Below are 23654 nucleotides of genomic sequence, written 5' to 3' on the forward strand. Positions count from 1 at the left end.
GTCCCGCGCGGGCTGATCCGAATTCGGCGCGGCGCACAGGATCGTTCGGCCGATCCTGGCCGGGCGCGCGAATTCCGCGCTGATCAGGTACCGGAGTAGACGTCGGCCATGTGGTTGATGCGGTGGGCGCGGGCGAGTTTGGGCAGATCGCTGCCGTCGGCGACGTGCTCGCCGCCGGGCCCGAGGCGGTCGATGGTTTCCGCTGCCCACGCGACCTCGTCGGCCTGCGGGCTCAGCGCCTGGTTGACCGGCGCGGTGTCGCGGGCGTGCATGCACAGCTTGCCGCTCATGCCCATCGACTTCGTCACCGCCAGCTCGGCGGGCAGGTCCGCCGGGCCGGTGACGCACGGTCCGTCGATCGGGCCCGCGATCTCGGCGGCGCGGCTGGCGACGACCAGACGGCTGCGCGCATAGGCCAGGGCGTCCGCGCCGACGTTGGTGTCGCGACGGAAATCGCCTGTGCCGAAGGCCAATCGGATGGTGGCATCGGCCGAGGCGATATCGAAGGCGAATTCGATGCCGCGGGCCGATTCGACCAGTGCGAGCACCGGGATGCCCGGGATCCTGGCGGCGGTGCGGTCGACCTGCTTCGCGGACTCGGTCTTGGCGAGCATCACGCCGCTGAGGCCGGGAACGTCGCGCAGGGCCGCGAGATCGATATGCCAGTCCGGGGTGGTGATGTTGTTGATCCGCACCCACCCGGTGCCGCCGGAGCTGAGGAATTCGGTGACGTGGTCGCGGGCAGCGGCTTTCGCGGACGGGATCACGCCGTCCTCGAGGTCGAAGATGACGGCGTCGGCTGCCGATTTCATGGCGTCGTCGAATCGCTCGGGGCGCGAACCCGGGACCAGAAGCCAGGAGCGGGCGTGGATCGCCGGGACTGTGACGGTCTGCGGCGCGGACGTACGGGTCATTCGGTTTTCTTTCCTCTCGGCGCTCAGCTGTCCCGCTGCGCGAATTCGATGCGGTACGCCAACCGCGTCGAACGGTACACCACATCCAATATATTGGATGTGGACAGGGTCACTCTGTGCCCTGTGTATTCCGGGGGTTTGCCGGACGTACAGTATCCAATATGTTGGGTGACCGGGTGGAGCGGCGACGCATGAGCGATGTGGCGTTCGATCGGATCTGTGACGCGATCGTCACCGGTCAGCTCGCTCCCGGATCGAAGGTGCGCGACAGTGATCTTGCCGACCAGCTCGGCCTGAGCCGAACCCCGGTGCGCGAGGCCCTGGCCCGGTTGATCGACACCGGACTGGTCGAGGCCAAACCCGCCGCATTCACCCGGATCACTCCGCTGCACCGCGCGGATGTCGAAGCGACGCTGGCTGTCCTGGAAGTTCTGGACCAGTTGGCCGTCCGAACCGGAGTGCCCAACCTGACGCCCGACATGATCGCCCTGATGCGCACCGCCAATGACGATCTGGCACAAGCGATCAAGGCGGACAACATCGGCGCGGCCCTCGCCGCCGACGACATCCTGCACGGCGTGATCGTCGACGCCGCCGCGAACCCGCTCCTCAAGCGGCTCATCCAACAGGTCCACCCGCAGATCCACCGCATCTACTACCGCAAGTTCTCCAGCCTGCGCGGCTGGCAGGACGCGCTGGAACACCACGACAATCTGATCGAACTGTGCGCCGCGGGCGACAGTGACGCCGCGGCCGAAATCTCTTCTCAGCACCGGCGTTTCCTCGGCGGCCTGATCGGTGAACTCTTCGACATCGATGAGGACAGCTCACCCGCTCCGTCGCACTGACGGAGCGGGTGCGGTTTCCGGTCCGCCGCACCGACGTCAATGATCGGCGTCGGCGTTTCCGGCCTTCCACTCCGGCCACGGGACGTTCCAGTCGCCGAGGCCGTCGACGCCCGAAAGTGTGCTTCCCACAGTATTTTTCACGATGGCGATATCGCCGCGCTTGGCGTTCTCATAGACCCAGTGGGCGTCGGCGGGGCTGAGGTTCAGACAGCCGTGGCTGGTGTTGGAGTAGCCCTGCTGGCCCACCGACCACGGGGCCGAGTGCATGAAGATGCCGCTGTAGGACATCCGGGTGGCCCAGTCGACGCGACTGCGGTATCCGCCGGGAGCGGTCGCGGCGAGGCCGAAGGTGGTGGAATCCATGATCATGTGGTCGAAACGGTCGCTGATGATGTAGATGCCGTTGTTGGTCGGCGAGGACGCCTTGCCCATCGAGGTCGGCATCGTCCGCACCACCCGGCCGTTGTGTTCGACGGTCACCATCTTGGTGTTGTCGTCGGCGGTGAAGACCATGGGATCGCCGACGGTGAAATTGGAATGGATGTCGCTGTCGCCGATCAGTCCGCGGCCCAGATCGTGGCCGTAGGTGTTCACGGCGATGGTGATGTGGCTGCCCGGTGCCCAGAAATGCTCTGGCCGCCAACGTACTTCGCGTTTGTTCACCCAGTAGAACGCGCCCTCCACCGGCGGCGTCGTGGTCACCTGGATCGCATTCTGCACCGCGTGGCGATCCGGGATGTCCTCGTCGAACTGCACCGCCACCGGCTGGCCGATCCCCACCACCTCGTTCTCGCCCGGCAGCAGCCACGGATGTGTGCGCTTCGCCGGTTGCATCGTGGTGAAACTCACCGTCTTGGTGCTCGCTCCGCCGATGCCGATCGCCGTGGCCCGCAGCCGATAGGTTCGCCCGAATCCGAGCTGTTCGTCGGCCTGCCAGGACAGCCCGTCCGGCGCGATCCGCCCCGGCACCGGATTCCCCTCCGGCGTCGTCAGCGCGACGTCGGTGAGCAAGCCGTCGTCGACCCGCACCCGAACCGGATCGGTCACCGGCACATTCACCGCGCCGTCGTCGGCCGGCGCGACGATCTTCGGCGTGATCATCGCGAGCAGCGGCTGCCGTTCGATGGCGCTGCCCGGCCCACGCGCATGCGCCGCACACCCCGCCACCAGCGCAACCGCCGACATCACCACGACCAGATACGACAGCCCCCGAATGCTCTGCCGCCCTGTGCGCATAGGTAACCCCGTTCCAGTCGGGCGCATCCGGAAGTCCGGCTGCGCAACTCACCAGACACCCACACGGATGAACCGAGACCACGCGCTCCTCATACTGCCAGCCGGAACCGCCGCCGCCTGGCAAACACGACGATCCATTCACCCCCACCCCCGTTGACCAGGCGATTTCACGTTACGAGCGCTGAACTGTTATGGTTTCCCTCGCACCGGAACGGAGCCCGAGGGCCCCGGAAAGGAATACTGCACCAGCGCCATTAGCTCAATTGGCAGAGCAGCTGACTCTTAATCAGCGGGTTCGGGGTTCGAGTCCCTGATGGCGCACTCCCAGGTAATAGCCGCTTTCGGAAATCGAATTTTCGATCGGTTCGAGCCTTTGGCGACAATTCTTGATGACAACGCGTTCTCACGCTCTCTCATCGCCCCCGAGCATCAGTCGTTCGAAGACAATGCCCTCCCGTGGAAGCCTCGCCGCCCTGATGTGACCGACCGTCGTATCTGTCACTTGATCACGGTAGTTGTCCGCAGGTGGCGACTCACATCGCCGACGAGGCGGATGCCGACGTGTCGCTCGAGGAAACGCCACTGCCCGTCGCGGTGCTCGAAGCGGTCGCGGTAGCGACCGGCGGCGACGGGTTGCAGCGGCAGGTCGGGCAGCGCTTGCAGCACGGTGACGTAGGAGCGTGCGATCGCCGTGCCGGCCTGTTCCTCGACCTCGATGGCGATATTGGACGTGAGGTGCTGGGTTCGCGGTGTGCCGTCGGCATAGACGATCAGAGTGTCCCGGAACATCTTCTCGATCGATTCCCGGCCGCTCACCGGCGTGCCGCTGCCGATGAAAGTGGCGTCCGCGAGCAGGAGACCGAGCCCGGCGAAATCGCCGTCGTCCACCAGCTCTGCGTAACGTGCGAGCAGGTTCTCGATGGCGCGGTGGCTCGACGCCAGGTCGGCGGAGGATGAGGGCACTGGCGTCTCCAAGTACGAGGGGCGATCATCGGCGTGTGCTGCCCGGATGGGCAATGAGGCCGTGGCCGCGCGGGTTGTGACGACCATCCTGCCGTGTCGATGGTATCCAGCGCGCGCAGTGTCGAGCTCAGCCGATACAGAACGCCGAGGAACCGGTCGACAGTAGGCAGCCCAGCGGATCCGGTGAGATGGTGAGTGGCTCCTGCGTCGGCGTGACGTGGAACGGCGTGTGTGCCGTGGCCGATCCCGCGCTCACACCGAGTGCTGCCGCGGCGAGCACTGCGGATACGCCCAGCGTGGCGAGAAGGTGATGATTCGGCATTCCTGCCTCCAATTCTGTAGTCGCAGCTACCGATTTCCCGGTAGCAGACATCCAGAGGGAGAGCGGGCCGGGCAGTGTCACCGCCCGGCCCGCCCGGACGCTATCGACTGACGATCATTTCGGCACGGTCGCCACCTGCGCCTGCCACATCCAGTGCAGTTGCTCGAGTCGGGCGGAAATGCCGATGAACAGGTCCTGTGTGACGGGATCGGCCTTGTCGGTGGCGTCGATGCGCTCGCGGAGTCGCGCGATGACCGCCGCCAGATTCGCGACGATCGCCTCGATGACGGCGGCATCGGGCTGCCAGCCCTCGTTGAAACCGATCGCTGAGGATTGCTCGGCCACCGTCCGCGCACGTCCGTCCGGGCCGACTCCGATCGCCGTGGCCCTCTCGGCAACGCTATCAGTGAAATCCCTTGCAGCGGTGACTAGTTCGTCCAACGCGAGGTGGACGGATCGGAAGCTCGGTCCGATGACGTTCCAGTGCGCCTGCTTGGCGATCAGTGAAAGATCGATCAGATCCACCACGGTGCCGCGCAAGGCATCCCCGGCGATTCGCTGCTGTTCGTCGTCGAGCGTGCTGGTGATCGGTTCCGGCATGCCCGGTACCTCCTGTTCGGTCGAGATCGGTGAATCGCGTTACCGGTCGTGCTCGTAACCGGCTTGGCGATTCCGGGCGATCTCCGCGTCCAGACGAGCCTTTTCGGCTTCCGCGTCCTTCTGGGCGGCGGTGCGCTGGGCCCGCGCCTTGTCCTGTTGCGCATGGCCCTCGGCTTCGAGGTTCTCGTCCTCGATGATGACCCCGGCGACCTCCTTGGCCTTGCCTTTCACGTCATCGACGACACCTTCGATCGCATCGCGAGGACCGTTGTTGTCTTGCACCACAATTACCTCCGGTGTGGGGGTACTTCGACGGGCACGTGAGCTGAACCCGTACGTCGGCGCTACCCGTGGATTCGGTACTAAATCGTGGATCGTTCGTGGTCTATGCCACTGAACTTCTCGGACCGTTCGACTTCCGGCACACGGGTATCGCCAGGTATCTGCTACACCGGCGAAAACCACGCCGCCGCAACACTATTGGGGATCGCTGTCATGGGTGGGTCCGGGCGAGGACGCACCCCGGCAAAGATCTAGACGCTGTCGGCGCTTGTCTCCGAGGCTCGTTCGTGCACGGTCAGCAGGATGTGATCGAATTTCGTGCGCAAGCCGCCGGTGTTCGAGTCCAGCTGTTTCGCGTCTTCGACCAGTTGCGCGGCGAGATCGCGCAGTTTGAAGTTGGTCTGCTGGGAACGCCACTTGAGCACGGCGAAAGCCTGTTCGGAGTTCAGGTTGTAGACCAAGGTCAAAATGCCTTTGGCCTGTTCGATGGCCGCCCGGTTGGCGATGACGTCGGGCAGGGCGTCACTGAGGGTTTCGTTGCGTTCCTGCTCGAGTGCGTCGCTGAGGTCGACGTAGTACCCGGTTGCCCCGATGACCGCCCCGTCGTCGTCGGTCTCGTACTCGACGATGACGATCATTTCGCGCACTTCGCCGTCGGTATCGATGATGCGGTGCCGACCACAGAACGGCTCGCCGCATTCGGTGAACTTCTCGAGCACCGCCTCGAAGGCGGCTCGGTCGTCGGGGTGCTGATGTGACAACAGCAGTTCCGTGGTCGGCTCGACGGCGCCGGGCTCGTAGCCGAACATGCGCGCCAACTCGTCGGACCATTCCCATCGCTGCTCGACGAGGGAGAATCTGAACTCGCCCGCGTTGGAGCACGGCTCGTTGCCGATCACGCTGCCGAGCGCCGTCACGAGTTGCGGATCGACCTGTTCATCGCCGGTCATCGTCACAGTATCCGCCCTGGTGGTCCGATCGGCGACGCTCAGGGGCGGATTCCTTGTGCTGGAAACGGTGCGGTTTGTCCGGATCGGTCCGGCAGGGACTGCGCAAGGTAATCGGCTATCGGCAGGGATGGCGCTCACGTCGGCGTATTTCGTTGCCGGATAGGGAAATCCACGGCCGACGTGTCGACTTCGAGAACTGCTCGCGGCGGCGCTCAGTCCGCGCGGCGGACCTCGACGCCGGTCACCGCCGTGATCTCGGTGGCGCGGGCCTCCGGGAGGCCGTCGTCGGTCACCACCAGGTCCAGTTCGTCCAGGCCGAGGATGCGGTATCGGCCGAACGTGCCGTACTTCGAGCTGGCCGCGACCAGGACCGACGTGCTCGCGGCGGCGACCGCTGTGGCTCGCGCTCGGCGTGGTGCTGCTGCCGCCGGTACTACTGGTGATCGGCGCGTTCGGTGTCGACAACACCTCCGGACACGGTGTGGCGCACACGATCTTCTCGTTCTGCGACGACCCCGCGGTGGCGTTGCTGCTGTCGGTCCTGGTCGCGATGTTCGGGCTGGGCAGGACCTCGCGGATGGGTGTCGTGCAACTGCAGGGGATCGCGACGAGCGGGCTGAAGACCGTCGGACCGGTGCTGCTGATCGTGGGCGCGGGCGGCGGCCTGGCCAAGATGCTGTCCAAGACCGGTGTCAGCAACGTGATCGTGGACTTCGCGCAGGGAGGGCTGGCACATCCCGGCGCTGGTGCTGGCGTGGGTCGTCGCGGCGCTGCTGCGGATCTGCCTGGGCTCGGCGACGGTGTCCACGGTCACCGCGGCGGGCATCGTCGCGCCGATCGCGGCGGCGGACCCCGCGCTGTCGCCGGAGCTGCTGGTGCTCGCGACCGCGTCCGGCTCGGTCATGCTCTCGCATGTCAACGACTCCGGATTCTGGTTGTTCAAGGAGTACTTCCAGCTGTCGGTCAAGCAGACCTTGCGGACCTGGACCCTGATGCTTTCGCTCCAGTCGATGATCGGACTCGCGGGCGTACTGGTGCTGTCACTGTTCGTGTGAGCACTGAGCACCCCGGGTGCCCACCGGCGCGTCACGAGCGTCGCCGGTGGGCATTCGTCATCCCGGCTCACCTGTCGGTGAGGTGTGCGAGCGGCGTGATGACGCGTTCGGCGATATCGGGTGGCCAGCGGAAAGCGGGGGAGACCAGTCGCTGGTGGGCCAGACCGTGTAGGCCGATCCACAGTGCGATCGTGTCGGCGGACGGGTCGGTGCTGGTGGCGCAGCCGGCGTTCACGCAGCTCTCGAGGGCTCTGCCGAGTCGCCGCATACAAGCCTGGCCGAGTGTGGCCAGGTCCTCCTCGCTCACGGAACTCTCGTTGGGATCGGGCGCCCACGATCCCGCGAACATGATGCGGTAGCGGCCCGGATGGGCCTGTGCGTATTCGAGGTATCCGCGCCACAGGGCCGTCAGCTGCGCGCGGGGGGTGTCGTCGGCGGCGTCCATGGCCGCGCCCAGCCATTCGTCCAGTTCGGTGAAGGCGCTGCGCACCACGGCCAGCACGATGGCGGGCTGGTCGGGGAAGTGCCGGTAGATCGATGGGGCGGCGATCCCGACGCGACGGGCCACCGACCGCAGGGTGATGACGTTCGCGTCGCCGTTCTCGTCGATCATCTCGGCTGCTGTCGTCACGATCTCCTCGCGTAGGCGGCCGCCTTCGCCGCGGCGGTTGCGAACGCGGGTCCGGGTGGTTGATGCGTCGTCTGCCATGTCATCACCTTACGTCGAAAAACTTACAGCTGTTATCTCTTGTGCAAATGAGGAAACAGTCGTAGCTTTACAGTCGTAAGTTGAAGCTGAACGGATCGGAACCGCATATGAGCAACAACATCGTCACCAGCAATATCACCGAGATCGTGCTGCCCGGGAAGGTCGAACCGGAGGGGTTGCAGGTCACCACCCGCGACCTTCCCTCGCCGGACAAGGGGCAGGTCGTGCTGCGCATGGAGGCGACCGGCGTCTCGTTCGCCGAGCAGCAGATGCGCCGCGGCAAGTACTTCGACCAGCCGCCGTTTCCGTTCGTGCCCGGCTACGACGTGGTCGGCACCGTGACCGCGGTCGGCCCGGAGGCCGATGCCGCGCTCGTCGGACGTCGGTTCGCCGCGATCACCAAGACCGGCGCATGGGCCAGCCACCTGCTCGTCGACGCCACCGACCTGCTGCCCGTGCCGCAGGACATGGATCCCGCGGCTGTGGCGACCGTGCTGGTCAACGGGATCACCGCATGGCAGACGCTGCATCGCACCGCCGAGGTTCGCTCCGGCGGAACCATCGTGGTGCTCGGTGCGAACGGCGGCGTCGGGTCGACACTCGTGCAACTGGCCCGGCACGCCGGGATCAGCGTCATCGGCACGGCGTCGCCGCGTCACCACGCCACGCTGTGTGAACTGGGCGTCACCCCGGTCGACTACCGCGACCCGCAGATGTACGACCGGATTCGGCAGATCGCACCGGACGGCGTGGACGCGGTGTTCGATCACATCGGCGGTCCCGGGGTGAGCGAGTCGTGGCGGCTGCTGCGCCGGGGCGGCACGCTCGTGTCCTACGGCACCGCGGCGACCAAGGACGAGGTCGGCAGTTCCCAGCTGCCGGTGCTGAAGCTGTTCGGGCAGCTCGCGATGTGGAACTTCTTGCCCAACGGCAGATCCGCGCACTTCTACAATTTCTGGGCCGGACACCGTTGCCCGAACTCGTTCCAGGCCCGGCTGCGTGAGGACCTCACCCAGGTGCTGCAACTGATGGCCGAGGGCGCTCTCACCCCGCAGATCGCCGCGCAGTTCCCGCTGACCGAGGCTGTCGCAGCGCTGACGCTCGCCGAATCCCGCACCGTCGCAGGCAAAGTCGTCATCGTGCCCGACGTCGACCAGGCGTGAGCGTCGCGACTCGATCGCGCCCGCCCACCGCCCGCTGACCGGCAGCTGTCAACGCCGCCGCCCCGAGTGCGACCTCACCGTACATCGGTACCTGCCCGGCCATCCGCGCCGAATCTCCCTGGCCTGCAAGATATTCCATCGGTCGAGCCACTCGCGAACGAACTCCGTATCTCCCCGATCGAGCGATATCTTTCCTCGATGGAGCGCCATCATCGCGCCCGCTGTTCGTCCACGCATGTCAAGCCCCGTTGTTCGTCCTCGCGTGCACACGTGCGCGCTGTTCCAGGAGACATCCACGATGACCACCGCATTCGCCGTCCCCGCCGACACCACCGCCGCCCGGATCGATAACCGCGCCACCTACATCAGCTTCGGACTCGCCTACATCATCGGACACGGCACCGCGGCCCTGTCCCGCGGCGACGACCCGCTGGTCGAGCTGCCCGGGTGGCTACCGACGACCCTGCTGTTCCTCGGCCTCGCGATCGGCACCGTCTTCGCCACCATCGCCGCCCTGCGCTCCCAGCAGGGCGCCACTCAACCGGAAGTACTCAGCGCCAGGCTTCTCGGCCTCGCCTGGATCGTGGCGTTCGCCGCCTTGTTCCTGGCCATCACCGGCCTCACGGCCAGCATCGACGCCCCCGACCTGGCCAACGTGCTGTGGCCTGCCGGTTCGGGCCTCATGGTCGGATTGATCTACATCGCCGAAGGCGCCCACCGCCGCAACACCCTGCACTACGGCCTGGGCGCCTGGCTGGCGCTGGTTTCCACCTTCGCGTGCTTCTTCACTCCTCCCGGCTTCTTCACCATCCTGGCCGTCCTCGGCGGCGGCGGATACGCCCTCGCGACCATCCTGGAATCCCGCCGCCTCATCAACGAATGATGCGGTAGCGCAACATCATCGGAAGTCGACCCCGTGGACCGTCACGGCATCCGCAAATCGGTGCCGCATCGTCATCGGCCGCTCTCAGCACTTGCCGGAGAGCGGCCGATGACGTTTGGTCGATGTCCGTTGATCCTGGGCGGCAGGGTGTTTCGACGGAATCCGATGCCGTCCGGCGGACCTACCGAATCGTCGTCGAATACCGTTCCAGGACTGTGAGTTTCGGCCCGAAAGATCTCACGACGTGCAGATTCATCGGCGGACGTCCGCAGGAGATCGACAAGCAGTTCTGCTCGCTCACCGCTTACCCGGACGGCAGCGTGGGCATCGAATGGGCTCTGCCGGTGCGGATCGCTGTGCTGAAACGAACGGTGATCCCGCCCGAGCCTACGGGCGACGACGTTCTCATCGCGTGCGGAGTCGCCGCCGCGTTCGGGACGGGATCGTTGTCGTTGACCTCCATCGTGATGGGCCTGGTGTCGTCGGTATTTCCCACCTGAGCGGGCGCGCGGATCTCAATCGGCGTGTGCGCGAATGCGATCCGCTGCCTCGTCCAATGCGGCTGTGCCGGGCTTGTGCCGGGTCAGGGTGGGCAGGACGAGCAGGCGTTCGCCGTCGGGGCGGCGGTGAGTGCGCAGGGGCGTTTGCAGGTGGGGGCGGGGTCCTACCTCGAGGAATATCGTTTCGGTTCGGGCAGCGCGTTCGGCGGCCTGCCGCAGCAGGGTGGTGGTGACGAAATGTTGCGTCCAGTACTCGACGTCCAGGCCGTCGGCGTCGATGTGGTCGCCGGTCACCGTGGAGATCATCGGGATCGTGGCCGGTGCGGTCTGCACGTGATCCATCTGCTGTCGGAACACGACGCCGACACCCGCCATGAGCGTCGAGTGGTAGGGGTACGGAAATTCCTCGAGTACGCGGTAATACACGCCCTCGCGGGCGAGTTGGGTGCCCAGGTCGTCCAATGCGGCACCGGTGCCCGCGAGCAGTACTCCGCCCTCGGACATGACGACGGCGATCTGGATGTCGCCGTGCGAGCCGGCGACGATGTCCTGTGCGCGCTCCTCGGAGATGGCTGCGGTCGCTGTTCCGCCGATTCCGTTGGCGGCCTTCAATGCGAGCGCCGAGGCGGCGACGAGTCGGCACGCTTCGGGGAGTGTGAGGATCCCCGAAGCCGTTGCGGCGGCGTATTCACCGAAACTGACGCCGACGGTCACCGAGGGAGCGATGCCTCGTTCGGCCAGTGCGCGGATCAGTCCGAACTGGACCGCGAAGATGGCGGGTCCGCCGAGGGTGAGGTTCCGATAGTCGCCGGTCCGTGCGGATTTCAACTGCTCCTCGACGGACCAGTCCAGATGGTTGTCGAAGTGTCCGGACACCTCGTGCACCGCGTCCCGGAACGTCGCGTCCTCGTGCATCAGCGCCACCCCCATGCCTTCCCACAGGGCGCCGTACCCGGAGAAGATATAGGCGACGCGGCCGGCCGGACGGTCGATAGCTGTCATGGCTCGATGCTCCTTCGAAATATCATGTGACGCACACCTTCTCGTCATCACCGGCGGAATCGTCGGAGGTCGACGGCGCGGGTTCGCCGGATCTGCGCCGCCCCCGCACGACCGGCCACCAGTTCCGCGAGCCCAGCAGTGCCGCGATCGCCGGGACCACGATGGTCCGCACCACCATCGTGTCGATGATCAGACCGATGCCGATGGTGAACCCGACCTGCGCGGTGTTGCCGACCGCGGCCGCAGTGAGCGCCAGCATGGTGATCGCGAAAACCGCACCGGCAGTGGTGATCACACCACCGGTCGAGGTCACCGCCTGGATTATGGACGATCGGGGTGAACCGCGCAGACCGGTGCTCGATTGCAGCATCCGGTCCCGCACCCGCGAGGTCAGCAGGACGTTGTAGTCGGCGGCCACCGCCACCAGGATGATGAACGCCAGTGACGGCACGGCCCAGTGCAGCGGCCGGTGCAGCAGGTGCTGCCAGATCCCGACGCTCAGTCCCAGTGCCGCGCCGAACGACAGGATCGCCGAGCCCACCACGTAGAGCGGCACCACCAGGCTGCGCATCAGTGCCGCGATGACCAGGAGGGCGAGCAGGCTCGCGAGGACGACGATGGTCGCGAAATCGCGCAGCGCCATCGATCGCAGGTCCCGGTAGGTGGGTGTGAGGCCGGTGGTCTCGACCGCCGCATCGCGCAGATCCGTTCCGCGCACCGCCTGCTTCGCGATGTCCAGGATCGTGCCCGTGCGATCCATCGCCTGCGTGCTGAACGGATCACCCGAATCGGTGACGATCATGCGGGCCATCCGGCCGTCCGGCGAGATGAACAGTCCCATGGCCGTCTGCAGATCGGGCCGGGACATGGCCCACTGCGGAATGTAGAAGCCTCCGGTGTTGTCGGCCTTGGTGTTCCTGCGCAGCTCGCTCAGATAGTCCGAGGCGGACTTCAGGCCGGTCTGCAGCCGGGTCAGCTGCGAGGTCATCAGGTTGACGCCGTCGTCGACCCGGGTGGAACCGTCCGCGAGCCGAGCGCTGCCCGCCACGAGTTGGTCGGTGCCCGCGTCGAGTTGGTGCAGACCGGTGTCGAGGCGGCGCTGACCGTCCAGCAGCGCGCCCGCGCCGTCGCCGGCTCGCGTCAGTCCGTCGTCCAGTTGTGCCAGGCCGTCGGCCAGGCGGCGGTTGCCGTCCGCCACCTGTTGAACACCGTTCTGCAGTCGCTGGGCGTTGGTCAGCGCCTGCCCGGCCGGGGTCGAATCGAGAAATGCCAGTAGCGATTTCGACGCCGCGCACATCGGCTGCGCGTCGCAGTTCGGCGTCGTGGCCGTTTGCTGCCGGAGTGCGGCGAGATTGCTCTGCGGGGTGTTCAGGAAGGCCAGGGCCTGCCCGACACCGTCCGCCAGCTGGCGTGAGCCCTGGGTCAGCTGATTCGCGCCGTCCCGCAGTTGCTTCGTGCCCGAACGTGCTGCGATCAGGCCGTTGTCGAGTTGCACGTCGCCGTTCACCAGTTGCCCGGAACCGGCGACGGCCTGCTTCATTCCCGCGCTGAGTTGCTGTGAGCCCTGGTGCAGTGCCGCGGCGCCGTCGGCCAGTTGGCCGGTGCCGTCGGTCAACTGATGGATCTGCGGCTGTGCGGCGGCGAGCTGGACCACACCGCCGGACAACCCGTCGGCCACGACTCCGGCCTGATAGCCGAGCGAACTCTCCGGGATCGTTTCACCGAGCGGTCGGCTGATCGACTGCACCGAGATCACCCCGGGCACCTTCGCCACGGCGGCGGACACCGATTCCAGCGCGGCGAAGTCCTTGGTGTTGCGCAGGTCGTGATCGGCTGTGACCGTGACGTATTCGGGCAGCAGGATATTGCCGTGGTAGTGCTCGGCGACGATGTCGTAGCCCCGGTTGCTGTCGGTGGTGGAGCGCTGGGCCTGCCGCTCGTCGTAGCTCAGATGGATGGTCGGGATGACCGCGGCCAGCAGGATGAGCCCCCCGAGCGAGAACGCCAGTGCGCGACCGGGCTGCCGCACCGTCCGCACCGCGATCCAGCGCCAGTACCGCGATCTGCCGGACTGTCTGCGCGGTTCGAGCATGCCGAGCCGGATCGCCAGGGCGATCATCGCCGGGGTCAGCGTGAGGGCTGCCAGGAGTGTGACGAAAACGCCGATCGCACAAGGCAGACCGACGGTGCGGAACAGGCCGATCCGGGTCACCGACATGCCCGCGCAGGTGAGCGTCACGACCAGGCCGGATGCCAGGATCACCGCGGCGATCCGCGGGAAACTCGTCGTCATCGCGTCGGTCGGGGAGGCACCGGCCCGGCGGGCCTCGTGGTAACGGCTGATCAGGAAGATCGCATAGTCGGTGCCCGCGCCCAGGACGATCGCCGACAGCAGTGAGACCGAGAAGATCGACAGCGGCATCCCGTGCATGCCGAGGAAGGCCGCCGTTCCGTTCGAAACCGCAAGGGCCAGACCGATTGTGGCCAGCGGTATCGCGACCGCCGCCGGTGATCGGTAGACGGCGAACAGCACCAGCATGATGCACAGCACGGTGAGCGCGGTGACGAACGGGAGCGAGGATTCGATGCCGGAGAACTCGTCCGAGATCGTGGCGGCGGGGCCGGTGGTCAGGACCGTCAGGTTCGGTGGGCGGGCGAGGCCGTCGATCGTGGCGCGGATGGAGTTCACCGAGGCGATGGACGCGGAAGTGCCGGAGTCGCCGACCAACCGGACGAGTGCGTAGGTCGTGGTCTTGTCCGCGCTGAGCGCTGCCGGTGCGGTCGTCGGGTTGCCCCACAGGTCCTGCAGGGACTGGACGTGCGCGGTATCGTGCCGCAGGGCGGCGACGAGTTTCCGGTAATAAGCGCGATCGCTATCGTTCAGCCCCCCTTCGCGATTCAATACGACATACGCGGAACCGGACGAAGTGGACTCGTGGAAAGTGATTCCCATGTTCTGCAGCGCGCGTACCGCAGGTGCATCTCTGGGGATGAAATCCGCCGAATGGTTCGAGGCCACCGAGCTGATCTGCGGGACAGCGATATTCAATATGCCCGCGAGTACGATCCAGACACCGATCACGAACAGCGGACGTTTGCGAGCTACCCGGCCGAAACTCGCGATCAGGTCGAATGGGATTTTCATGCGATTCCCGCCAATGGGAATATCGACAGCCCCGAAGCGTCGTCGACCGGGGTACGATCGCCTGTTACTGACGCTGTCAACTGCACGTATGTCCAAGTGAGACAGCAATCTTGGCACAGCATGGAGCCCACCCTACGTGAGGGCGTTCGCGGATGTCGCCGCCTCAACAAATTCGGTGGAATGCCTGGACAACACAGGGCAATCCATCCGATACTTCTGCGGTCATCAGTTTCCAGACCACTCTAAGTGAGGGCCATGGTTGCCATCGCCATAATCGGAATCGGGTGCCGGTATCCCGGGGGCATAGTGGATTCGTCCAGTTTCTGGGATTTCCTGGTACGCAAGGGAGACGCGGTCACCGAGATCCCGGACTGGAGATGGGATGTCGACCGTTACTACGACCCCGACCCGGAGGCTCCGGGCCGGATGTACACCAGGCACGCATCATTCGTCGATGAACCATTCGCGCGATTCGACTCGGACTTCTTCGGTATCTCCCGGCGGGAGGCGGCGACCCTCGATCCGCAGCAGCGGCGGTTGTTGCAGGTGTCCTGGGAGGCGCTCGACGACGCGGGAGTCGCCGGGCATGTCAGCGGCGGCTCGGTCGGGACGTTCATCGGCGGCTTCACCAACGACAACGCGGTGGGCAAGGCCGGGTCGCACGCGCTGGATCGGATCGACAACTTCGCGGCCACCAGTTCGTCGCAGACGTTGCTGTCCAACCGGATCGCGTACACCTTCGACCTGCACGGGCCCAGCCTGACCGTTGATACCGCGTGTTCCTCCTCGCTCGTGGCCACCCATCTCGGCGTGCGCGCGATCGCCGACGGGGAGTGCGATATCGCACTGGTCGGTGGCTCGAACGTGATCTTCCAGCCCGAGACGTTCATCACGATGTGCAAGGGCCGGTTCCTGTCCGTGGACGGTCGATGCAAGTCGTTCGACGCCTCCGCCGACGGTTACGGCCGCGGTGAGGGCGTCGGCGTCGTCGTGCTCAAGAACCTGGAAAACGCTGTGTGCGACCGGGATCGGATCTACGCGGTGATCCGCGGCAGCGGGGTGAACCAGGACGGTCGCACCCTCGCGCTGCCGGTCCCCAATCCGGATTCGCAGTACGCGCTGGCCCGCAAGGTGGCCGCGGAGGCCGAGATCGACCCTGCCCTGGTCGGTTACGTCGAGGCGCACGGCACCGGCACCGGCGTGGGCGACCCGCTCGAAGCCTCCGCGCTCGGCCGCGCCTACGGGATGGCCGAGGGTCGCACTCGTCCGCTGCGAATGGGTTCGGTGAAGAACAATTTCGGCCACACCGAGGCCGCGGCCGGGGTGGCCGGACTGATCAAGGCCGCGCTGACGGTGCGCGAAGGTCGCGTCGCGCCGCAGGCGTATCTGGAGAACCCCAACCCCGAGATCGCGTTCGAGGACCTGCGCCTGACCGTGCCGCTCGAGGTCGAGGATCTCGACGGAATTCACGCCGGTGTCAACAGTTTCGGATACGGCGGCACCAACGCGCACGTGCTCGTCGAGCGCGCTCCCGAACCGGTGCACGGCGACGAGGCCCGGGATACGGTTCGGGTGTTCCCGGTCTCCGCCCGGAGCGAGGAATCGCTGCGACGGCTCGCGCGGGGGTACGGCGATCTGCTCAGGTCGCCCTCCGGCGCCGCCGAACCCGCCTCTCCGACAGCCGATTCGCCGACCATCGATGCCGCCAGCGGCGGCGGCGTCGTCGACGTGCCGCGGGTCAAGGCCGCGGTGGTGCAGCGTCGCGCGCATCACCACCTCCGGCGGGGATTCGTCTACCGCGATGCCGAAGACCTTGTGGCGCAGCTGGATTCGTTCGCGTCCGGGGAAGGCAAGATCGGCGACCGAGTCCTGGTCGAAGGTTTGCGCACCCCGGTGTTCGTCTTCAGCGGCATGGGTCCGCAGTGGTGGGCGATGGGCCGCACGCTGCTCGTCGAGTCCGGCCGGTTCCGGGATACCGCCCAGGCGATCGATGCCGAGTTCCGGAAGATCGCCGGCTGGTCGATCCTGGACGAGATGCTCGCCGACGAGGACGACTCCCGCATCGCGCGCACCGATATCGCACAGCCCGCCAACTTCCTGATCCAGGTGGCGCTGGTGGATCACCTGGCGCAGTGGGGAGTTCACCCGGCGGCGGTCGTCGGGCACAGTGTCGGTGAGGTGTCCGCGGCCTACGTCAGCGGCGTGCTGTCGCTGACCGACGCGTTGACCGTCGCCTACCACCGGTCCCGCCTGCAGGCGCAGACCGCCGGAAGCGGCGGCATGCTCGCGGTGGGATTGGGTCCGGACGAGGCGCGTCAGCGTTTCGAGCGATTCGGTGACGCGGTGTCCATCGCCGCGGTCAACGGCGCCACCGCGGTGACGCTCGCCGGACTCGAGGGGCCGCTCGAGGAGTTGCGTGAGGAGCTCACCGGCGAGGGCATGTTCGCGCGGCGGCTGCGCGTCGAGGTGCCGTATCACAGTCATCTCATGGATCCGATCCTCGGCGAACTCGCCGAGGTGCTGTCGGGTCTGACCCCGCGCGAGCCCACCGTGCCGGTCTATTCGACGGTGACCGGTGGTCTGTTCGACGCCCGAGAATTCGCCGATCCCGGCTACTGGTGCCGCAACGTTCGCGACACCGTCCGGTTCGCCGACGCGATCGATGCGCTGATCGACGAGCGGTTCCGCGTCTTCCTCGAGGTGGGGCCGCACCCGGTTCTGGTCGGCAACATCCGCGAGGCGTTCGTGCGGCACAGCGTGAGCGGCGCCGGCATCGGCACCCTGCACCGCGACGAGGACGCGGAGTCGGCGGCGCTGGCCGCGCTCGCCGAGCTCTACCGGGTCGGTGCGGTCGACGGCCCCGGCGACGCCGCGATGTACCAGGACACGAAGATCGCGCACCTGGACCTGCCGCCGTATCCGTGGCTGGATCTCGAGGTGTGGGAGGAGAACATCCGCACAGTCCGTGCCCGGCACGGCGATCCGAACCGGTACGCGCTGCTCGGCGATCGCACCGACTCGCTGGAATCGGAATGGGAGCTCACCCTGGCTCCGGCGAACCTGCCGTGGCTGCGTGATCACAACGTCGGCGGTGCGGTGGTGCTGCCCGGCGCGGGATATATCGACGCGGCCCTGGCCGCGGCGCGTCAGCGCAGCAGCCACGACCAGTGCGGTGTGGACGCTCTCGCGTTCGTCGCGCCGCTGATCGTCTCCGAGCACGACGTGCCGGTGGTGCGCGTGGCCGTCGAGAGCGCCGCCAAACGCCTGTCGATCAAGGCGCGATCGGGGCACGGGGATCTGTGGACCCAGCACGCCTTCGGTCGGCTCGTCGAGATGGAATCCGGCTCCTACCAGCTCGCCGTACCGGCCGAGGAGCCCGGCGACATCGCGTTCGACCACGACGAGATCTACGCCGCGATGGATGCGCTCGGCCTGGCCTACGGGCCCGCGTTCCGGCGGATCCGGCGGGCCCGGGTCCGGGGTACGACCTGTGTCGCCGAGCTGGACACCCGCGGCCTCGTCGAGGGCGGTTCCGTACCCGACGCACCGCACGTCGTACACCCGGCACTGACCGATGCGGCGTTCCAGTGCGCGGCGGTGCTGCTCGCCGCGAGCAGTTCCGCGCAGAGCACCCGGGCCGTCGCACATGTTCCCGCCGCCGTGGACCGGGTGCGGTTGTTCGGGCCGATCCCCGACGAACTCCTCGCGGTCGTCTCGGTGGTGTCGACCGAGCCGCTGCGCGTGGACGCCTTCCTGACCGATCGGAACGGCGAGGTCGCGCTCGCGCTCTACGGCGCGGAATTCGCACCCATCGGCGTCGCGCCTGATCCGCTGGACGACCTCGAGCGCCTGTTCTACGAGCGGCGCTGGGAGGACCTGCCCGCACTGCCGCCGAACGATCAGAGCCGGGCGATCAACGTGGCGGTCACGATCGGCTCGCCCGCCGAGACCGTGCTGTCGGGGATGACCCAGGGGCCGATCGAACCGCTTCGGATCGCCTGGGACACCGATCCCGACGACACCGCTGCCGTGGACGCGGCGACCAAGCAGCTCACCGAGCCCCTGGCCCGCGACGGCTATCTGCGGATCGGTCTGGCCGCCGGGCCCGGATACGACGCCGCCGAACTCGCCTACCGCGTAGTGGCTTTCGCCCGCGTCGTCACCGCAGCCTCCGCCGAACGGCTCGACGGCGACCTGGCCGACTTCGACGTGCGGGTGGTCATCGTGACCACGAACGGCATGGTCGGGCCGGGCGATACCGAACTCGATCCGGCGCACGCCGCCCTTGTCGGGTTGCGCCGCACCCTCGCCAACGAACAGAACCCCGTCGGCTGGGCGGCGATCGACACCGACGGTTCGGTGAGCTCGGAATCCCTTGTCGCCGAACTGATTCGGGGCACGACCGCCGAGTCGGACGAGATCCGGTTGCGCGGCGAGGTCCGATCGGCCGAACGGGTGCAGCGCTCGGCCGCGGAATTCGTCGAGAAGTGGGACGTGCCGAACCAGCTGTCGAGCCTCGACGAGGCGTACGAGGTGGTGCTGCCGCGCACGCGGTTGCTCAAGGACCTCACCCTGCGCGCGTGCGACGGGGTGGCGCCGGGCCCGCGCGAGGTGGAGATCCGAGTCGAGACGATCGGCCTCAACTACAAGGACCCGCTCAAGGTGCTCGGCATCCTCACCGAGCGGCAGCTGTCCGGCACCTACTTCGGCACCGTCCCGGGTATGGAGGGGTACGGAGTCGTCACCCGGGTCGGGTCCGAGATCACCGATATCGAGCCCGGCGACGCGATGGCTGTGGCGACTCGCGGGCTGTTGCGCCGATACACCCTCGTGGATGTCGACGGCGGCGGCGCGTGGGTGCGCGCTCCGCGGGCGGTTCTCGGCGATCATCAGGAACTGGACCCGTTGGCCATCGGCTCGGGGCTGCCCTACATCACCGCGTACTACTCGCTGCGCACGCTCGCGGATCTCGGGCCCGGTGACACCGTGCTGATCCACGGCGCGGCCGGTGGTATGGGGATGGCCGCCGTGCAGGTGGCCGCGAGCCTCGGCGCGACGGTGTTCGCGACGGCCGGTTCCGCGGAACGCCGTGCGGCAGCGAGGGATATCGGCGCGACCCATGTGCTGGATTCGCGTTCGTCGAGCTTCGTCGACGAGGTGCTCCGGCTCACCGACGGTCGCGGCGTGGACGTCGTCTACAACTCGATGCCGGGCGAGGTGATCAGTCAGGACTTCACGGTCGCCGCGGAATTCGGGCGGATCATCGAGATCGGCAAGGCCGATGTCTACTTCGGCGGCACCGTGGACCTGCGGCCGTTCAACCGGAACCTGAGCTTCTATTCCATCGATATGGACCGGCTGCTCGCGCAGCGGCCCGAGCGTTTCCGGCAACTCATGCAGGAATCCGTCGTCGCACTGGCTCAGGGCAGCGTCAAACCGCTTCCGTACGTGCGGTTCCCGATCACGGAGCTGTCCACGGCCTTCGAGACGGTGCTGCGCGCGTCGCAGGTCGGGCGCGTCGTGGTCGACCTGCGCACCGACACTCCCGAGGTGTTGCCGCAGCGTCCGGCGGCGTTGTCGGTCCGGCCCGACGCGACCTACCTGATCACCGGTGGTTTCGGTGCGTTCGGTCTGGCGACCGCGCGTGCGCTGGTGCAGCGTGGGGCGACCCGGCTGGTACTGGTCGGTCGCCGCGGGGTCGGCAGCGACGACGTCCGTCGGCAGCTCGAGGTGCTGGCCGCGCGTGGTGTCGACGTGGTCTGCGAATCCGCCGATGTCAGTGATCCGGCATCGGTGGGGCGGCTCCTGGACGCGACCGCGGATCCCGAACGCCCACTGCGGGGCGTGTTCCACACCGCCGGAGTGATCGCCGATGAACCGGTGGCCGATATCAGCGCCGCGACGATCGGTTCGGTGTTCGCGCCCAAGGTCGGCGGGGCGCGGGCGCTCGATGCCGCGACCCGTGAGCGTGGTCTCGACCTCGACGCGTTCGTGCTGTACTCCTCGATCAGCGCGATCACCGGGACCATTCCGCAGGCGTCCTATGTCGCGGCGAACACCACACTCGATGCGTTCGCCGCCGCGCGCCGCGCCTCGGGATTGGCTGCGACATCGGTGAACTGGGGCGCGATGTCCGGCGGCGGTATGGCCGAGGCATCCCTCGCGGTCACCAAATATCTCGAAATGCTCGGATTCAACCCGCTCGATCTGGACCGCGGCGCCGGTCTGATGTTCGATGCCGCCCGGTTCGGGCAGTCGAATCTCATGCTCGCCGATGTGGACTGGGCGACATGGCGCGGCAGTAACCGGGTGGCCGCGAGCAGTGGCCGATTCGAGGAGGTCGTCGACGAGGTTCCGGAGTCGCAGCAGGCCGCGGCGGCTCGCCAGATGCTGCTGAATCTGCCGCCCGAGGAGCGGGCGCCCGCGGTCATCAAGGTGATCGTCGAGCAGTTGTCCGAGGTACTGGGCGTCGAGGCGGAGAGTATCGACACTCGCGGGCCGATCGCGGATCTCGGCATCGATTCGGTGATGGGTGTCGAGTTCGGCGCCCGGGTGCAGAAGCAACTCGACGTGCAGATGAGCGTCTTCCAGTTCACCGGGGATCTGACCATCGAGTCGATCGCCGCTCGCGTGGTGAAGCTACTGGAGCAGGAACAGGAGAAGGCGTGAGTAATAAGTCCACGGCGCTGGAGAAATGGTGGTTTCCGACGTCGGATTACCGAGGGAGGCGGCCGTCGGTGTGGTTGTTCGGCGGCGCGGGCGTCGAGCAGGCGTGGACGGCGAATCCGCTGATTTCGCTCGTCGGTGACTACGACTTCGCGGTGTGGCGGATGCCGGGCCGGAGTGTGCGCAAGGACGAGCCGGATCCGACCAGTCTGCGTGCGGTCGGTCGGGAGATCGCCGAATCGATCGCCGAGATCGGCGCGGTCCGGCCGGTGTTGTCCGGGCTGAGTTTCGGTGGCCTGCTCGCCTTCGTCGCCACCCAGGAGTTGGAGAAGCTCGGGGTGCAGGTCGGCCGGTTCGTTCCGATCGTGAGCGCGTGTCCCAACGAATGGCGGATGGGTGCGGTCTACGCGTGGCTGAACGGCGGTCCGGTCAGGTACACCAAGCGGCGACTCGCCGCGGCGGACAAGGCCGGGAAGTTGCCGCCCGAACTCAGCGGTGCGAACCGAGAGGTGATGCAGCGCCCGTACGTCGCGGATCTCACCGCGGGTTTCCGGGAATGGTCGCATTCGGTGATCAAGACGTCGATCACCGATATTTCGGCGTCGGATGAGCAGCGTCTGCACATCTCCAACCTCACTCGGTGGCGGCCGTACACCCGCGGAGAATTCGATTCGATCACCTCCACGGGCGGTCATTTCTTCTACCGTGAGCATCCGGAGGTGGTGTCGCGCGTCTTCGATCGGGAGTCGGAGATCGCCTACAGCGGCGGCTTCTGAGAATTATGTGATCGGGGTGTGGTCTGGTCGTGGCAGATGTAGCGATCGTGGGAGCCGCGTGCAGGTTCCCCGGTGCGGAGACCCTGGACGAGTACTGGGATCTGCTGAACAACGCGGTCGAGGTCGCTACGACGACGGGCCTGGTCCGGCCGTCGGATGAGCCGCGATCGTCCGCCCGCGGGCTGTCGGGGAGATTTCTCCGGGATGTCGAGGAGTTCGACGCCGACTTCTTCGGTATTCCACCGAGGGAAGCGGCCGCGATGGATCCTCGGCAGCGGGTCGTTCTGGAGCTTTCCTGGAATCTCGTCGAGAGTTCCGGTATCGATGCCGGTACTCTCGACGGCTCGCGGGTCGGTGTATTCATCGGTGCGATGGGCGATGATTATGCGAATATGACGCGGAACGGTGATGCGGCGGTATTCGATCGCTATTCGCATACGGGTACCAGTCGCGGGATGATCGCCGATCGCGTTTCGTATTTCATGCGGCTGCGCGGTCCGAGTCTGACGGTGGATTGTGGTCAGTCCTCGTCGTTGATGGCGGTGCATCTGGCGTGCCGGAGTATTGCGTCCGGTGAATCCGTGCTCGCCATTGCCGGTGGTGTGCATCTCAATCTCGATTCGGTGGCCGAGGATATCGAGTCGCATTTCGGCGGTCTTTCGGAGCAGGGACGGTGTTTCACGTTCGATTCCCGCGCGGACGGATATGTCCGGGGCGAAGGTGCGGGCCTGGTATTGCTGAAAAGTCTGCCGGATGCCATTGCGGACGGTGACGATATTCTGGCGGTTGTTCGCGGAAGTGCGGCCGGACACGGTGGCGAAGGTCAGGGTGGCATTGCGGTGCCCACTGTGGCGGGGCAGATCGATGTCCTGCGGCGTGCGTATCAGGATGCGCGAATGGACCCGCGCTCCGCGCATTACGTCGAATTGCACGGGACCGGTACGAAGGTCGGTGACCCGGTGGAAGCGGCGGCGCTGGGGGCGGTATTCGGTCCGCGGTCGGCGGATGATCCATTGTTGGTCGGTTCGGTCAAGACGAATATCGGTCATCTGCTCGGCGCCGCCGGTATCGCGGGGCTGCTGAAAACCGTTCTGGCTGTTCGTCACCGGAAGATTCCGGCGAGCCTGAACTATCGTGAACCGCGCTCCGAGATCGATCCGGATTCTCTCGGTCTGCGGGTCAGCGACGTGTCGAGCGTGTGGGCCGATGGTGCTCCGCGGATTGCCGGTGTGAGTTCGTTCGGTATGGGCGGCTCGAATTGCCATGTGGTGCTTTCGTCTGTCGACGAGTGTGAGGTAGCGGGCTCGGTACGCGAGGATTCGGCGTCCGATGGTGTTTCGGCGGGTGTGGGGTCTTCGGTGGTGCCGTGGGTGCTCTCCGGGAAGTCGGGCGAAGCGCTTGTGGCGCAGGCGAGCCGGTTGTTGGGGTATGTGCGGGATCGTCCGGAGTTGGATGTTTCCGATGTGGCGTTTTCGCTGGTGGGTCGGTCGGTGTTCGAGCATCGGGCGGTGGTGGTCGGTGGTGGTTGTGACGAGTTGATCCGTGGGCTGACGGGGTTGGTCGAGGGGGAGCCTGGGCGGAATGTGGTGTACGGGCGGGCCGGTGCTGGGGGCAGGACGGTGTTCGTGTTTCCGGGGCAG

The 23654-nt window shown here is 66.7% G+C and carries 18 protein-coding genes, 1 tRNA gene and 1 pseudogene; 10 read left to right on the top strand and 10 right to left on the bottom strand.

Annotated features, from left to right (window positions below; genetic code table 11):
* Positions 1–83 precede the first annotated feature (83 nt).
* A complete protein-coding gene (locus ON40_RS07925) occupies positions 84–914 on the bottom strand; it encodes an HpcH/HpaI aldolase/citrate lyase family protein (RefSeq protein ID WP_040820085.1) in 831 nt (276 codons plus the stop codon).
* A 191-nt stretch (positions 915–1105) separates the two neighbouring features.
* Here ON40_RS07925 and ON40_RS07930 point away from each other — a divergent pair, with 191 nt between their 5' ends.
* A complete protein-coding gene (locus ON40_RS07930) occupies positions 1106–1762 on the top strand; it encodes a GntR family transcriptional regulator (protein WP_083895479.1) in 657 nt (218 codons plus the stop codon).
* A gap of 36 nt (positions 1763–1798) precedes the next feature.
* Here ON40_RS07930 and ON40_RS07935 read toward each other — a convergent pair whose 3' ends face one another.
* Positions 1799–2998 (bottom strand): L,D-transpeptidase, encoded by a 1200-nt coding sequence (locus ON40_RS07935; protein WP_040820090.1) that lies wholly within the window; start codon positions 2996–2998, stop codon positions 1799–1801.
* 248 nt (positions 2999–3246) lie between these two features.
* Here ON40_RS07935 and ON40_RS07940 point away from each other — a divergent pair.
* Positions 3247–3319 (top strand) — tRNA-Lys (locus ON40_RS07940).
* A gap of 177 nt (positions 3320–3496) precedes the next feature.
* Here the strand turns inward: ON40_RS07940 and ON40_RS07945 are convergent.
* The 5 genes from ON40_RS07945 to ON40_RS07965 all read right to left on the bottom strand — a co-directional run bounded on the left by ON40_RS07945 (position 3497) and on the right by ON40_RS07965 (position 6115).
* Positions 3497–3961: a nuclear transport factor 2 family protein gene (locus ON40_RS07945; RefSeq protein ID WP_051192828.1), complete on the bottom strand. Its 465-nt coding sequence runs from the start codon at positions 3959–3961 to the stop codon at positions 3497–3499.
* Between the two features lie 127 nt (positions 3962–4088).
* Entirely contained in the window at positions 4089–4283 is a 195-nt protein-coding gene (locus tag ON40_RS07950) for a hypothetical protein (RefSeq protein WP_040820094.1), read from the bottom strand.
* 114 nt (positions 4284–4397) lie between these two features.
* Positions 4398–4883 carry a Dps family protein gene (locus ON40_RS07955; RefSeq protein WP_040820096.1) on the bottom strand — a complete coding sequence of 162 codons (486 nt, stop codon included), beginning with the start codon at positions 4881–4883 and terminating at the stop codon, positions 4398–4400.
* Positions 4884–4922: 39 nt separating this feature from the next.
* A complete protein-coding gene (mbp1, locus tag ON40_RS07960; RefSeq protein WP_373281866.1) occupies positions 4923–5165 on the bottom strand; it encodes a microaggregate-binding protein 1 in 243 nt (80 codons plus the stop codon).
* A gap of 251 nt (positions 5166–5416) precedes the next feature.
* A complete protein-coding gene (locus ON40_RS07965; protein WP_040820100.1) occupies positions 5417–6115 on the bottom strand; it encodes a PAS and ANTAR domain-containing protein in 699 nt (232 codons plus the stop codon).
* 394 nt (positions 6116–6509) lie between these two features.
* Between ON40_RS07965 and ON40_RS55980 the strand changes: the two are divergent.
* Positions 6510–6824, top strand: a pseudogene (locus tag ON40_RS55980) (GntT/GntP/DsdX family permease); the annotation flags it as partial.
* 25 nt (positions 6825–6849) lie between these two features.
* Entirely contained in the window at positions 6850–7170 is a 321-nt protein-coding gene (locus ON40_RS55420; RefSeq protein WP_281033012.1) for a GntT/GntP/DsdX family permease, read from the top strand.
* A gap of 67 nt (positions 7171–7237) precedes the next feature.
* Here the strand turns inward: ON40_RS55420 and ON40_RS07975 are convergent, their stop codons facing one another.
* Positions 7238–7879 carry a TetR/AcrR family transcriptional regulator gene (locus tag ON40_RS07975; RefSeq protein WP_040820102.1) on the bottom strand — a complete coding sequence of 214 codons (642 nt, stop codon included), beginning with the start codon at positions 7877–7879 and terminating at the stop codon, positions 7238–7240.
* Between the two features lie 107 nt (positions 7880–7986).
* On the opposite strand from ON40_RS07975, the gene ON40_RS07980 reads away from it, so the two are divergent.
* The 3 genes from ON40_RS07980 to ON40_RS07990 all read left to right on the top strand — a co-directional run bounded on the left by ON40_RS07980 (position 7987) and on the right by ON40_RS07990 (position 10425).
* The gene (locus tag ON40_RS07980) at positions 7987–9042 is read left to right on the top strand and encodes a medium chain dehydrogenase/reductase family protein (protein ID WP_040820104.1); all 1056 of its coding nucleotides are present in this window, start codon (positions 7987–7989) and stop codon (positions 9040–9042) included.
* Positions 9043–9340: 298 nt separating this feature from the next.
* The gene (locus ON40_RS07985) at positions 9341–9925 is read left to right on the top strand and encodes a hypothetical protein (RefSeq protein WP_040820192.1); all 585 of its coding nucleotides are present in this window, start codon (positions 9341–9343) and stop codon (positions 9923–9925) included.
* A gap of 122 nt (positions 9926–10047) precedes the next feature.
* Complete coding sequence (locus ON40_RS07990) at positions 10048–10425, top strand: hypothetical protein (protein WP_040820107.1); 378 nt, start codon at positions 10048–10050, stop codon at positions 10423–10425.
* A gap of 15 nt (positions 10426–10440) precedes the next feature.
* Here the strand turns inward: ON40_RS07990 and ON40_RS07995 are convergent, their stop codons facing one another.
* On the bottom strand, positions 10441–11427 hold the full coding sequence (locus ON40_RS07995) for an acyltransferase domain-containing protein (protein WP_040820108.1): 987 nt from the start codon (positions 11425–11427) through the stop codon (positions 10441–10443).
* Between the two features lie 22 nt (positions 11428–11449).
* The gene (locus ON40_RS08000; protein WP_051192822.1) at positions 11450–14572 is read right to left on the bottom strand and encodes an MMPL/RND family transporter; all 3123 of its coding nucleotides are present in this window, start codon (positions 14570–14572) and stop codon (positions 11450–11452) included.
* A gap of 255 nt (positions 14573–14827) precedes the next feature.
* Between ON40_RS08000 and ON40_RS08005 the strand changes: the two genes are divergently transcribed.
* The 3 genes from ON40_RS08005 to ON40_RS08015 form a co-directional block, all read left to right on the top strand.
* Positions 14828–21241, top strand: a complete 6414-nt coding sequence (locus tag ON40_RS08005) for a type I polyketide synthase (protein WP_040820110.1) — start codon at positions 14828–14830, stop codon at positions 21239–21241.
* A complete protein-coding gene (locus ON40_RS08010; protein ID WP_040820112.1) occupies positions 21238–22014 on the top strand; it encodes a thioesterase II family protein in 777 nt (258 codons plus the stop codon). The genes ON40_RS08005 and ON40_RS08010 overlap by 4 nt, the downstream gene beginning before the upstream one ends.
* 29 nt (positions 22015–22043) lie before the next feature.
* Positions 22044–23654 (top strand): beta-ketoacyl synthase N-terminal-like domain-containing protein (locus tag ON40_RS08015; RefSeq protein WP_218008754.1); only part of this gene is annotated, 1611 nt, incomplete at its 3' end.

The organism is Nocardia jiangxiensis NBRC 101359, from assembly GCF_000308615.1.
GTDB lineage: Bacteria > Actinomycetota > Actinomycetes > Mycobacteriales > Mycobacteriaceae > Nocardia > Nocardia jiangxiensis.

Excerpts from the sequence above, each read along its gene's own strand:
- ON40_RS07955 (WP_040820096.1), bottom strand. The coding sequence starts at position 4,883 with ATGCCGGAACCGATCACCAGCACGCTCGACGACGAACAGCAGCGAATC.
- ON40_RS08005 (WP_040820110.1), top strand. The coding sequence starts at position 14,828 with ATGGTTGCCATCGCCATAATCGGAATCGGGTGCCGGTATCCCGGGGGC.
- ON40_RS07980 (WP_040820104.1), top strand. The coding sequence starts at position 7,987 with ATGAGCAACAACATCGTCACCAGCAATATCACCGAGATCGTGCTGCCC.
- ON40_RS07995 (WP_040820108.1), bottom strand. The coding sequence starts at position 11,427 with ATGACAGCTATCGACCGTCCGGCCGGCCGCGTCGCCTATATCTTCTCC.
- ON40_RS07950 (WP_040820094.1), bottom strand. The coding sequence starts at position 4,283 with ATGCCGAATCATCACCTTCTCGCCACGCTGGGCGTATCCGCAGTGCTC.
- ON40_RS07925 (WP_040820085.1), bottom strand. The coding sequence starts at position 914 with ATGACCCGTACGTCCGCGCCGCAGACCGTCACAGTCCCGGCGATCCAC.
- ON40_RS07930 (WP_083895479.1), top strand. The coding sequence starts at position 1,106 with ATGAGCGATGTGGCGTTCGATCGGATCTGTGACGCGATCGTCACCGGT.
- ON40_RS07985 (WP_040820192.1), top strand. The coding sequence starts at position 9,341 with ATGACCACCGCATTCGCCGTCCCCGCCGACACCACCGCCGCCCGGATC.
- ON40_RS07965 (WP_040820100.1), bottom strand. The coding sequence starts at position 6,115 with ATGACCGGCGATGAACAGGTCGATCCGCAACTCGTGACGGCGCTCGGC.
- ON40_RS07975 (WP_040820102.1), bottom strand. The coding sequence starts at position 7,879 with ATGGCAGACGACGCATCAACCACCCGGACCCGCGTTCGCAACCGCCGC.
- ON40_RS07990 (WP_040820107.1), top strand. The coding sequence starts at position 10,048 with ATGTCCGTTGATCCTGGGCGGCAGGGTGTTTCGACGGAATCCGATGCC.
- ON40_RS08000 (WP_051192822.1), bottom strand. The coding sequence starts at position 14,572 with ATGAAAATCCCATTCGACCTGATCGCGAGTTTCGGCCGGGTAGCTCGC.
- ON40_RS07935 (WP_040820090.1), bottom strand. The coding sequence starts at position 2,998 with ATGCGCACAGGGCGGCAGAGCATTCGGGGGCTGTCGTATCTGGTCGTG.